Raw genomic sequence first — 12049 nt, 5'->3', positions numbered from 1 at the left:
TGATTGTATCCGCTTCCATTTTGTTGTTCCGTAATACCTCCATCGCGTACATAAGTAGTATGAAGCAGAAAACGCTGGATGACTGATCATTGGGTCGGTTTGCTGGGGGATATATTGGCGCTTGCCGCCGCTGATGACGGCACAACGCTAGAACCTATTTTTCTATCCCCCAAAACAAACCGTCTTGCGATTGTCAGGCCTGCGGCAGGACTTCATTCGCAAGCGCGAAACGCATCATCTCCTGGAACAGCAGCAGATGGCTGTCCACAATCTCATCCGGCGATAGGCGCAGCCCCTCACCATCATAGTTCTGATTGGATTCATACAACATGCTGAGACCGCCGCATACATGGTGAAGAGCCGACGTCAGATTGAAGGACGGCGGCGACCCCTCCGCTCCGTCCGGACCGAGCATATTAATCCGCACGATGCCGTACCCCTTCTCCGAAGCGCGTTCCATGAACGCATCGTAGAAGAGCTGATGGCGTCCCTTCACAGCATCCGGCACATAAGCCGTCTTGACGAAGTGCAGCGGACAGTTCAGGCCGCCATGAAGCAGCATGGAGAAGTCCGCTGCTTCTCTCTCTGCCAGCGCAAGCAGACTTGCCGTCTCTTCCGCCATCGGCTTGAAGAACTGGTCGTGCATCATATTCACGCCGTCATCGTTGAAGTAAGCGCCAAGGAATTGCGCTTCTTCCTTGATGGGATGCACAGCCTTGCAGTCCGGCCATTCGCACAAGGAACCATCTTTCCATCTCCCCTGCGTATAATGCCGGACCGTCTCGTAATCCATCTCCCACACCGTCCGTTGCGGCACGCGGGCGCGTCCGTCCGGATTCATGCACGGGATGGCGAGCAACCGGACTCTACTGCTAAGCTGATGCAGCTCCTGCCACCCCTTGCCGCGCCAATCCTTGCCCGTCTCCAGCACCTGCAGCAGATTCATCACGCCGACGATGCCTTCCAGCTCGCTGCCATGAATGCCGCCGACGATCAGCAGCACGGGCTTGTGATCCGCTCCCCTCCTCGCGTAATGAGAAGTATTCCCTGCGCCGCATGCCGAATTGTAATTGGCGCGCATATACAGCTCCTGACGCTCTCCGTATTCCACGAGATGAACGGGACGCCCGCCGGCAGAGCGGCACAATAGCCCGCTCCTGCCGCGCGATAATCTCCCAAGCTCGGCTTCTATCTCTTCCAGCGTTCCCTTCCAATAAGAAGGAACGGTTAATGCTTCTGCTTCCTTCATGCTTTCTCGACCTCCAGTCCTGTTGTCCACTGTTCCGCTACCCTTTAATAGCGCCGATCATAATGCCCTTGACGAAGTACTTCTGCAAGAACGGATAGACAAGCATAATAGGCAAGGTAGAGACGATAATCGTCGCATACTTGACGCTTTCCGCCAGTATCGCCTGCTCCTGCGCCCCCGCCGTCATGCTATCCGTGCTCCCCGCAATCAGAATTTCACGAAGGATAAGCTGAATCGGGAATTTCTCGCGGTCGTTCAAGTAGATAAGCGGTCCCATGAAGGAGTTCCAGTGCGCAACGGAATAGAACAGCACCATGACGGCCATAATCGGTATCGCAAGCGGGATCATAATGCGGATCAAGATGATGAAATCGTTAGCGCCGTCCACCTTGGCGGACTCCTCCATACTCTCCGGAATGCCCACGAAGTAGGTGCGCATAATAATCAGATTCCAAGTACTGATCGCACCGGGCAGCACCAGCGCCCAGATCGTATCGTACAGATGCAAGCTCTTCACGAGCAGGAAGTTCGGAATGAGACCGCCCGAGAAGTACATGGTGAAGATGATGAGCAGCAGCAGCGTGCGCTTGCCGGGAAGATAGCTTCTGGACAGCGCGTACGCAGCCAGCGTCGTCATCATCATATTGATCGCCGTGCCCAGCACGACATAGATCAACGTGTTTTTATAACCGATCCAGATCATCGGATTCTTGAACACGAGCTGGTAGCCCTCAACGTTGAATCCGACAGGGAACAGCAGCAACTTGCCGTTGTTGTACAGCAGTGTGGGATCGCTCAGTGAAGCATACAGCACGTACAGACAAGGATACAGCGTGAAGACGATGAGCAATCCCATCAGAAGGCTGTTGCCGATGTCGAAGGCCATTCCGGCAGGCGTACGATATAATTTCATGGAAGTCCTCCTTCTACCATAGGCTGGTCTCGCTGTACTTGCGGCTCATCCGGTTCGCGAACACGAGCAACGCGAAGTTGATGATGGAATTGAATATGCCTACGGCGGCACTGAAGCTGTAATTCAACTCCAGAAGCCCCTTCCGGTACACATAGGTGGCGATCACATCCGCCGTCTCATAGATGGAAGGGTTGTACAGCAGCAACACCTTCTCGAATCCGATCGACATCATATTGCCGATCTGCAGGATGAACATAATAATAATGGTCGGCGCGATGCCGGGAAGGGTAATGTGCAGGAACTGTCTCCATCTTCCCGCCCCGTCAACGACTCCCGCTTCATACAGCGTCGGATCGATCCCCGCAAGCGCGGCCAAATAAATGATGCTGCCCCATCCCACATGCTGCCAGATGCCGGAGATAATATAGATAGGATAGAACCATTCCGGCCGGGTCATGAAGGACGTTTTCTCGCCACCCAGCATCTCGATAATCCGATTAATGACGCCGTCGCTGGAGGCAAAGTCCAGCACAATGCCCGCCATGACGACTATGGATATGAAATGCGGCATATACGTAATCGTCTGAATGCTTCTCTTGAACAGATTGTGCCTGATCTCATTCAGCAGCAAGGCCAGAATAATTGGAGCAGGGAAGCTGAACAGCAATTCGTACAGATTGATCATGAATGTGTTGCGGATAAGACGCCAAGCATATGGCCCGGTAAAAAAGTCGATAAAATGAGCCAGCCCGACCCACTCGCTCCCCCCGATGCCCTTCAGCGGGCGAAAATCCTGAAAAGCGATAATCGCTCCGTACATGGGCGCATAATGGAAGAGAGCGTAGTAGGCCACGACGGGGACCAGCATGGCATATAAGTATTTGTATCTGCTCAACGTGCGAAGCATGCGGTCCACCTCGTTTATTTATTCATGTAGCGGTCGTAGGCAGCCTGCTTGATCGCGATCGCCTCTTCGATTCCCATCTTCTTCAATTGGCTTACGAAGTCGTCATACTTCTCTAACGGCTCGATGCCCATGACGAACTTGTCGAACATCTCATCCGCATAGGTCGCAATCTCAGCGAGCAGCTTCGCCTGCTGCTTATCCTCTTCAGCCGTATAGGAGAGGATTGGGAGAATACTTGCGGTGGATACGTCCTTCCATATATTGATTGCCTCGACGGAGAAGTCCGGCATCATCTGGTTGAAGTATTCCACATCCTGAGCCATCGGCCAGCCGGTCAGCGCCTTAATGTATTTACCCATCGCTTGCGAAATGGAGAGCCCATCCTTATTGTTCATAATGACATCTGTATATACGGGCTTGCCGTCCTTCATCTCATACGTTAATCCTTCCACTCCAAAGTTGAACAGCATGTTGCCTTCCTCGCTGAACGCATAATCCAACCATTCCATCGTCTCCTCAGGATGCTTGTTGGCCGTTGTGATTGCAATGCTGAAAGACGGAACGGAAATATCAGTGTACGCACTCTCGAATACGAGCTGCTGTCCGCTCGGACCGGTCAAGTGCGGCATCGCCACCAGCTTGAATTCAGGATCCTTCTCCGCCATTGTGGTCATGAACTTCTGCATCTGGAAGTGGTACATAGCGCCGACCTTATCCGCCATCACTTTATTGTCCAGCTTGCTGCGGTCAAGCAGCACGTAGTCGGGATCCAGGAGGCCTTCGTTATACAGCTTGTTGATGAACGCCATACCTTCCTTGAACTCCGGCTCCAGCGGACCGTATGTCACCTGGCCGTCCTTCACCATGAAGTCGAAGTGCGAGCCGAATGGCCACAGCAGCTTGCCCACTGCGAATATCGTATCTTTGAACTTAGACCCGGAATATGGAATTTCATCCTGCTCGCCGTTGCCGTTCGGGTCCTGCTCCTTGAACGCTTTCAATGTCGTATACAATTCATCGATTGTCGTAGGCACAGGAAGCTCCAGCGCATCCAGCCAGTCTTTGCGCAGCTGTGGGCCCACATAGATACGTAGAGCAGGATCCATACGCAGCATAGAGAGGTTATAGATCTGTCCGTCTTCAGAAGCAATCTCCTTCAGCAGCTGAGGATTGTCATCCAGATAACGCTTGAAGTTCGGCGCATGCTCCTCGATCAGATCGTTAAGCGGAATGATTGCGCCGTCATCAGCCAGCTTGGCTGCACCACCGGGCAGTCCTTTGAATCCGTACATAATGACATCCGGCAGCTCACCCGAGGACAGCATCAAGTTAAACTTCTCGTTGGCCTGACCTGTCGGAGGATGCATCCAATCTACCTTCACGCCAGTCCGTTTCTCCATCTCCTGGAAGACGAGATTATCGTTATTCGACTTTCCTGTAGAAGACAGATGGCCGCTAAGCTCTGCGAATATACTCAGCTCCTTCAGTTGCTTCTCTTCTTTCTTTGCACCCGAGTTGCTGCCGTTTTCGCTTGCATTCTCCCCCATTGCATTTCCACCCGTGTTGCCTGTTCCGTTCTCTTTCGTCTCATTGCCGCTGCAGCCTGCCGCTAACGCAGCCGTCAACATTGCAACAAGCGCGAGCATGCCCAGCTTTCTTTTTGTACTCATCGCTGACTCCTCCAAATCATAGACGCTCCCTACTGCGTCGAATAATGTGTAGACAATTTCTTGTCTGCCCTTATCCTACGAGCGGGAGCGTCCTTCCGTAAATCGCCCATTCCTGCGGCTATATTCCATCTTTAACCTTGGCAATCATCGATTGTATCGACGATTGATGCAGCCATCGCCCAATCGTATGCTCGGCTAGCTGCAGCGATCATTCATTCGTATTCCAGGCAATCTTCCATCGTTGCAGCGATCACCCATACCTATTCTTTGGCAATCTTCCATCGTTGCAGCGATCGTCCATTGTTGCTCCCGCCGCATAACCACGCGCCATTCCGGCTTAAGATTGGGCTGAGCCGGCATGGCTTTCCTTGTATTGTCCCGGCGTGACCGACTCGTACTTCTTGAATACACGGATGAATGTGTTGGCGCTCATGAAGCCGCTGGCTTCCGCCACCTCGCTAATGGACATCGTCCCCTCCTTCAGCAGTTGCTTGCCTTGTGAGATTCGGTAGCGGTTAATGTAATCTGCGAACGTATAGCCCGTCCCTTCCTTGAACATTCTGCTCAAGTAGGTTGGGGAGATGCGGAATTGCTCCGCCACCAGAGATAGCGACAGCCCTTCGTTCGCATAATGGCGATGAATGTGCTCCAGCACATCTTCATGCAGCGTTTTGCCGCTGTCCGCCTTTCGTTCCACTACGGTTCCGCATATCCGTTCCAGGGTGGTAGCAATATATTTGAAGCGTGCCTGGCTATCCTCCGCTTGTCCCTTGTCCATCCACTTGCTCATATCCTGATCGAAATAATCAGTGTAGTCCAGATGCAGCTCGTCGAGTATGTTGAAGGTCGTGCTCATCAAGCTGTAAACCAGGCAATTGACCATGGCGACAGGCAGCTGGCGCTCCACGATGTTAAGGCGGTATATTTCATCCAGCAGCCGCAAGGCATTCGCCCCATCCCCGGCCTTCACGCAATTCATCAGCTGGCGCTCCTTGTCCATGGGGTAGTAGATCGTATTGACGTGCTCGCCGATATGCGCATAATGCGTAATGCCGCCGGACTTCCGAATAAGCCCGTAATGCAAGGCGCTTACCGCTTCATTGAAGGAGCCTCCAATGTGTGTCAGTTCACCGCAGCCCCGGCCGATGCCGATGCTGATCGTCATGCCGAGCTGCTCTCGACAATAGCTTTGCAGCTTCTTCCATAAAGGCTGCTCTCGGGAATGCTCTTCATCGATGTCGGAATGCTCCGTGTTCACGATTAGCGCCAGCATCCCTTCCTCCAACTCCACAGCATATGCGTTGCCAAGAGAACTCAGCAGTTCTTCCGCGATGTTGGATACGGCGAAGCGGGCGAACGCCTTGTCCCTGGTATGGCTACTGAACTTGCCGAAGTCATCCATGTTGACGGCGGCTACGTGGTAGGAGCGGTAAGGAAAGCGAAGCCCGTACAGATCGGCAAGCTCCCGCTCCGATTGCACTCCTCCTGGATGCTGCTGCTTCAATAGCCTCTGCAAGAAATGCGTCTTCAGATTGGGCAACTGGGAGTTGAACTTCTGCTCCAGCTCCTTATTCTCGGTGAAGGCGTCCCGAATCGTGTTGAATATGGTCTCGTATTCCACTTCCCCGTCCTTAGCATCGGCCCTATTGCGGCGGATGAACCTTACAATATTCTGCAGCGGCGTATAGCTCCGCTTGGACAGGAAGTAGGATAATGCAATGCCCGCTAACAGGCAGATGAGCATGACCGCGACGAATATAGCGCGAACGGACGAGATTTTATTAAGCAGCACCTTCTCAGGCGTGATGAAAAAGTAAGTCCAGTCCACCACGTCGGACGATGCGTGCATGACCGTGTAACGTTCCTTACCTTCCCGGAAGGAGTAATAGCCATCTTCCGCCTTCAGCACATCTTCGTAACTTATTTGCGGCGCTGACTGTTCTTGCTTGGGAGATATGATCATCTCCCCCTTGCTGTCCACAATGCCCAGATAACTGTTCTGGGCCAGCTCACTCTTGCCAAGCAGCGACCAGATCATCTCTTCATCGATGAGAGCGAAGAATACCGCCAGATGCTCGCTGCGTTCAAGCGGCAGCGATCTCAAGTAGGTAATATAGCGGCGTGGTACGCTGTTCTCGTTGTCGATTACAGCGGAGGGCCACAGCTCTCTTCCTTTCAAGCTCCGCAGCTTTTCCAGCCATTGCTCATAGGGCATGTCTCTATAGCGAGATATGTATCGATAGAAGTAATTCGTTTCGTAGCTGGAATTTTGCGTCAACACGATATTATTTTTGAAGAAGAAGACGCCGCTAGTATCCAGCAGATTATTGGGAACCTGATAGAGACTGAGGTCTTGGACGATCTCTTTCATCTCCCATATTTTAAGCGGTCCTTCATTCATCTCATTATTCATGAAGCTCGCAATATTACGGTTCTGCGACAACTGATATGCTTGATCGTCCAATTCGCGAATGCGCATATCCATCACTTCGCTCGTCCCTTGCAGCGTGGCCATGCCGTAATCCCGGGTTTCCTCCTCTAGCGTCGCCAGCACCGTCCCGTACACCAGTACGCCTACAATCGCCAGCGGTACGATAAACATAATGGCGTAGGACAGATAGAGCTTCAAAAACAGCTTATTGCTTTTTAACAGCTTCATGCTCTACAATGACCTCCCTTCCCTTCAACACTTAAGCGCTTCCAGTAATGACTGCTCTCTATTTGTCATGTTGCCGTTCCGGTCCGCTTCTGCGGTTCCGTCATGGCCACCAATATATACGAAAAATCGTACAAAACTGCCACTCAATGCTGCTACTTAGCCACTTTTATACGAAAAATCGTACAAAACTGCCACTCCTTGCTGCTATTTAGCCGCTTTTATACGAAAAATCGTACAAAACTGCCACTCAATGCTGCTATTTAGCCACTTTTATACGAAAAATCGTACAAAACTGCCACTCAATACTGCTACTTAGCCACTTTTATACGAAAAATCGTACAAAGGCAAAAGCTTCTACTAATCGCAACAACTCCTTACAAATGCACATGAAGTGCCCTGCCCATCCCAAACGTACTTGTCGTATCTGCTACTCATTCCACCATGCCTCGCTCCAGCGCATAGCGGGTCAGTTGCACCCGATTGTCCAAGTGAAGCTTTTGCAAAATATGACGCATATGATTTTTGACCGTATGCTCTGACAACTGCAGCGACTGGGCGATTTCCCGGTTCGACGCTCCAGTTGCAACGCGCCTTAGTACCTCTTCCTCCCGCTCCGTAAGCGGTGTCGTCATCGCCTGTTGCGAAGCTGCGCCGCGCTTGCTATCGTCGCCGGCACTTGCGCCGCCATGCGAAAACTCCTGAAGCAGCCGGAACGCCAGCTCCTTGGACATCGGCGCCTCGTCTACCGCGACGGCCCGCAAATATTGTAGCCAGGCGGACGGATCCAGATTTTTCAACAGATAGCCCTGCGCCCCCCGCTTGATCGCCTCGAACAGATGGGTTATATCATCGGATACTGTAACCATAATAATCTTCAGCGAAGGATAGAGCAGCTTCAGCCTATACGTTGTCTCTAAGCCGTCCAGCCCGGGCATATTGATGTCCATTAGCACGAGATCGGGCTGGAGCTCCGCCATCACGGCGATCGCCTCCTCCCCGCAAGCCGCTTCCCCAGCAATTTGAAAGAAGGAATCGCCAGACAATATATCCCGAATGCCTTCCCTGCCATGCGGGTGATCGTCTACAATGAGTACGCGAACCGGTTTTGTTCTATCCATCATCGCTTCTTTCCCCCTCCACATATGTTCACAACCGTACCGCCGCTTTCTTTTGACGTGATCTGTAGCGCCCATCCCATGGAGTGAGCCCGTTCCAGCATCATTTTCACCCCGTACTTCCCCTTCTTCTCCAGCTTCTGCTCATCAACCCCGACTCCGTTGTCTTCTATGCTGCAATGAAAACAGTGCTTTCCGTCCCCGCGATCGGTCACTGCTTCGGCCTTAATCGTCACTGCATCTGCTTCCGCATGCTTGCGGATGTTCATTAGCGACTCGCGAATGATCGCCAGCAGCTCTATCTTCTCCTTAGCCGTCAGCATGCCGTCTTGCAGCTGCCAATCCACCTCTGTCCGAATGCCGCTTGCCAGCCCCATCTCTCCGATTACATTATGCAGGCTTTGCAACCAATTCGTATCGGGCGCGGCAGGAGGAGTCTGGAGGTTGCCGATAGACTGACGGACATCCTCATGCACATGCCTTACCGTATTCCTGATCTCCTCCATCGTACGGGCGGCATCGTCAGGCGTAGCTGCCTTGTCCAGCTTGTTCAGCTTGACAGACAACATGAAGAGCGACTGCGATATGCCATCATGCAGTTCTCGTGCCAGCTGCTCCCGCTCTTCGAAAGCCGCCTTCATCACTTCCTGCTGCTTCAAGGAATTTTGCATGCCTTCCAGCTTCTTGAACAGCGATCGTAGCAGTGTGAGTGTGACCGAGAACACAAATACGGGAGCCAGCAGATTGCCGAGATCCATCGAAATATAAGGAAGCAAAAAAGCATGACGAACGTATTCCCATACCCCGATGACGATAGTAGGAATCCAAAGTATTAGCCATTTCAGCCATTTGTACGACATTAATCCGAAAACCTCCCGCAGCGATTATCGTGTCTGACCGAGGTAGCCGCTGCCAAGTTAAATTCTGCGAATATACTTGCTGCCCGAGCCGTCGGTAATCGTAATCTCGGCGACCCAGATACCGCTGCCAGACAGCCGGACACCGACAGAATCGTATTGCGTCTCGCGAAAACCCGGAAACGTATAGCCTAATTCCCTCTCCTTCGTGCTCAAAGGTACGTTGAACCCTGAAGAAGGGCTATCCTTGCGATATAATTCCAGTTCGACGTCCTGTGGTTCGCCGGTCTCCTCCGGCAGCCAGACGGCCAGCATAAGGTCATTCGATCCTGGCGCATTAGGCGTGGTCAACTGCCAGTATGCGGTCGACCTGCTCGCCATGCTGACACTTCCTCTATTTCAAAATGCATTTTTCATACACTTCAGCGCACGAATTGTCTTCTTTACCCCTTTAAAGTTTACTAGAGGTATCCAGAAAGAACAATGCCGTAGGGTTCATATTTCCTGCTTTTCTACTCACCCTTGAAAATAATGAAATACATTGTTGATCATACAGACACCAACGTCATTAGCCAAGCTATCCCTCATTTAACCTTGGCTCAGTAATATGTTACAATTTACCTTGACACTATTATGGCATAACAAGGAGGAAGAATCACAATGGCAAGTCAAACAGGCGAAATCGTCATGCAGTCACTACACACACTTTTGGAAAATGAGACATTCCTGCCATCCTTGCAAGGAGAGCGTAGGAAACAGGCATTCACTTCGCTAGCTGCAATTCTGTCCACTCCTAATAAAATACATAAAGCGTTCCTCCGCATCGCGCAGGAGAACGGCGAGGTCGTGCGCATACCCGCATACCGCATTCAGCACAACAACGCGCTTGGTGCCTATAAAGGCGGCATCCGCTTCCACGAATCCGTGAATGAGGCGGAAGTGACCAATCTGGCTGCGCTGATGACGTTGAAGAACGCACTTCACGAGGTTCCGTTCGGAGGCGGCAAAGGCGGCGTCTCTATCAATCCGCGCAATTTCACAGAGAAAGAATTGTATCTGATCTGCCAAAAGTATGTCCAATACTTCAGCGACGTGCTTGGTCCCGATAAAGACATACCCGCTCCCGATATGGGCACCGGCGAACGAGAAATGGACTGGATGATGTCGGAGTACAAGAGCATCAATCCCGGCAAACCTTATCTGGGAAGCTTTACAGGCAAAAGCATCGTAAGCGGCGGGTCGCTGGGCCGCAGGGAAGCGACAGGCAGAGGCGTCTACTTCAGCTTCCGCTACCTGATGCACGACTTCTTGAAGGAGCAGCAGAATTGGTTGGCCGGCAGTTCCAACATCTTCGCCAAGACAGCATTAGAGCTAGGCAACAAGCCATTGACTATAGCGGTACAGGGCTTCGGTAACGTCGGATCGATCGCCGCTCTGGAAGCTTATCGTTGCTCCTATCTGCAAAATAAAGTCGTGGCAGTGAGCGATCGCAACGTAACGCTTTACAACAACGACGGACTGTCCATACCGGCATTAATTGATTATGCGAGTACGCATCAAAGCGAGCTGCCTACGTCGGAGGAAGCTTTGGCCGAACTAGGCATTCAGGCGCAGGTGTTGGATCGTGAGGCTGTGCTGTATATGGATACGGACGTGCTCATACTGGCGGCGTTGGAGGATCAGATTCATATCCAGAATGTGGAGCAAGTGAAAGCGCGCATCATCGTCGAAGGTGCTAATGCGCCTGTTACAGGCGAGGCGGACAAGCTGCTGGCTGAAAAGGGAATTATTATCATACCGGATATTCTCGCGAATGCAGGCGGTGTCATCGTCTCCTACTTCGAATGGCTGCAAGGACGCGAGACACAATTCCATACAGAGGAAGAGATCTACAAGCTGCTGCATGACAAGATGCAAAAAACGATGAGCAGCATACTGCCGGTGTACTTCTCCGATCCATTGGCGCTGCGGCAAAACTGTTATGTTCAGGCCATCACGAAGCTGTCGACGGTTCTATACAGACAGGGCAAGCTGTATTGATTACGGCTCGCTTCCCGACATCTGCAACAAGAGAGGAGATGTAGCGATGTCAGTAGGCATGGAGGCGGTTGCGCTTAGATCGATCGCAATCAGCTATGACGGGAATGCTGCCCGGATTATTCCGTTTCAAAGCGCTGAGCTGATAACGGTTACCCAATACGGCGATCGGCTATGGTATATCGATATGAACGGGGTGAGCGACGAGGAGCTGCTGCACTGGTTCGGTCAAAGCGAAGATATCGGCGTCGGAGTGATTGCAACGGCGGAAAGCGGCATCGTTTATCGGGGCGAAGGCCACCTGCACCCGAACGAAACTAATAAAGCAGCTGCAATTCGCGGTAACGGCGAGCTGCTGCAAGGATAGCTTGGCTGTCAGGATAAGAAGTGAAGAATGGATTGACTGCCGGTTCGGCAATACGAATTGGAAAGCGGGAGAAGGCTTAAGCCATCTCCCGCTTTTTTTGCAGTGCACAGCAGTTTCTGGTTTCTCGAAAGCGACACTTCAGCGTTCCAAGGTTAGGCTACCTACACTAATTCTGCTAGCACGCACCATTTGGGCTCTCTAGTGTAGGCCGCCTACACTAATTCTGCTTGCACGCACCATTTGGGCTCTCTAGTGCAGGCCACCTACACTAATTC

10 protein-coding genes are annotated in these 12049 nt (G+C 52.0%); 2 read left to right on the top strand and 8 right to left on the bottom strand.

All coding sequences use genetic code 11. The features are described from left to right. Positions 1-193: 193 nt before the first annotated feature. The 8 genes from ACFQ2I_RS18610 to ACFQ2I_RS18575 form a co-directional block, all read right to left on the bottom strand. Positions 194-1249, bottom strand: a complete 1056-nt coding sequence (locus ACFQ2I_RS18610) for a M14 family zinc carboxypeptidase (RefSeq protein WP_377566874.1) — start codon at positions 1247-1249, stop codon at positions 194-196. 37 nt (positions 1250-1286) lie between these two features. Next, positions 1287-2162 (bottom strand): carbohydrate ABC transporter permease, encoded by an 876-nt coding sequence (locus ACFQ2I_RS18605; protein WP_377566872.1) that lies wholly within the window; start codon positions 2160-2162, stop codon positions 1287-1289. Positions 2163-2175: 13 nt separating this feature from the next. Then, positions 2176-3069 carry an ABC transporter permease gene (locus tag ACFQ2I_RS18600; RefSeq protein ID WP_377566870.1) on the bottom strand — a complete coding sequence of 298 codons (894 nt, stop codon included), beginning with the start codon at positions 3067-3069 and terminating at the stop codon, positions 2176-2178. A gap of 14 nt (positions 3070-3083) precedes the next feature. Beyond that, positions 3084-4739 carry an extracellular solute-binding protein gene (locus ACFQ2I_RS18595; RefSeq protein ID WP_377566868.1) on the bottom strand — a complete coding sequence of 552 codons (1656 nt, stop codon included), beginning with the start codon at positions 4737-4739 and terminating at the stop codon, positions 3084-3086. Between the two features lie 337 nt (positions 4740-5076). Continuing rightward, positions 5077-7398 carry a helix-turn-helix domain-containing protein gene (locus ACFQ2I_RS18590; RefSeq protein ID WP_377566866.1) on the bottom strand — a complete coding sequence of 774 codons (2322 nt, stop codon included), beginning with the start codon at positions 7396-7398 and terminating at the stop codon, positions 5077-5079. Between the two features lie 431 nt (positions 7399-7829). Beyond that, positions 7830-8519: a response regulator gene (locus ACFQ2I_RS18585; protein ID WP_377566864.1), complete on the bottom strand. Its 690-nt coding sequence runs from the start codon at positions 8517-8519 to the stop codon at positions 7830-7832. Next, positions 8516-9373, bottom strand: a complete 858-nt coding sequence (locus ACFQ2I_RS18580; RefSeq protein ID WP_377566862.1) for a sensor histidine kinase — start codon at positions 9371-9373, stop codon at positions 8516-8518. The genes ACFQ2I_RS18585 and ACFQ2I_RS18580 overlap by 4 nt, the downstream gene beginning before the upstream one ends. A gap of 57 nt (positions 9374-9430) precedes the next feature. Next, positions 9431-9751 carry a hypothetical protein gene (locus ACFQ2I_RS18575; RefSeq protein WP_377566860.1) on the bottom strand — a complete coding sequence of 107 codons (321 nt, stop codon included), beginning with the start codon at positions 9749-9751 and terminating at the stop codon, positions 9431-9433. A gap of 279 nt (positions 9752-10030) precedes the next feature. On the opposite strand from ACFQ2I_RS18575, the gene ACFQ2I_RS18570 reads away from it, so the two are divergent. Further along, a complete protein-coding gene (locus tag ACFQ2I_RS18570; protein WP_377566858.1) occupies positions 10031-11410 on the top strand; it encodes a Glu/Leu/Phe/Val family dehydrogenase in 1380 nt (459 codons plus the stop codon). 46 nt (positions 11411-11456) lie between these two features. Then, positions 11457-11774, top strand: a complete 318-nt coding sequence (locus ACFQ2I_RS18565) for a hypothetical protein (protein ID WP_377566856.1) — start codon at positions 11457-11459, stop codon at positions 11772-11774. Positions 11775-12049: the final 275 nt, after the last annotated feature.

Origin of the sequence: Paenibacillus chungangensis, assembly GCF_042675905.1 — a bacterium.
Classification (GTDB): domain Bacteria; phylum Bacillota; class Bacilli; order Paenibacillales; family Paenibacillaceae; genus Pristimantibacillus; species Pristimantibacillus chungangensis.
This window is presented reverse-complemented; position numbering and strand designations above follow the sequence as displayed.

Coding starts and splice junctions, on each gene's coding strand:
- ACFQ2I_RS18610 (WP_377566874.1), bottom strand. CDS start 1,249: ATGAAGGAAGCAGAAGCATTAACCGTTCCTTCTTATTGGAAGGGAACG.
- ACFQ2I_RS18605 (WP_377566872.1), bottom strand. CDS start 2,162: ATGAAATTATATCGTACGCCTGCCGGAATGGCCTTCGACATCGGCAAC.
- ACFQ2I_RS18600 (WP_377566870.1), bottom strand. CDS start 3,069: ATGCTTCGCACGTTGAGCAGATACAAATACTTATATGCCATGCTGGTC.
- ACFQ2I_RS18595 (WP_377566868.1), bottom strand. CDS start 4,739: ATGAGTACAAAAAGAAAGCTGGGCATGCTCGCGCTTGTTGCAATGTTG.
- ACFQ2I_RS18590 (WP_377566866.1), bottom strand. CDS start 7,398: ATGAAGCTGTTAAAAAGCAATAAGCTGTTTTTGAAGCTCTATCTGTCC.
- ACFQ2I_RS18585 (WP_377566864.1), bottom strand. CDS start 8,519: ATGATGGATAGAACAAAACCGGTTCGCGTACTCATTGTAGACGATCAC.
- ACFQ2I_RS18580 (WP_377566862.1), bottom strand. CDS start 9,373: ATGTCGTACAAATGGCTGAAATGGCTAATACTTTGGATTCCTACTATC.
- ACFQ2I_RS18575 (WP_377566860.1), bottom strand. CDS start 9,751: ATGGCGAGCAGGTCGACCGCATACTGGCAGTTGACCACGCCTAATGCG.
- ACFQ2I_RS18570 (WP_377566858.1), top strand. CDS start 10,031: ATGGCAAGTCAAACAGGCGAAATCGTCATGCAGTCACTACACACACTT.
- ACFQ2I_RS18565 (WP_377566856.1), top strand. CDS start 11,457: ATGTCAGTAGGCATGGAGGCGGTTGCGCTTAGATCGATCGCAATCAGC.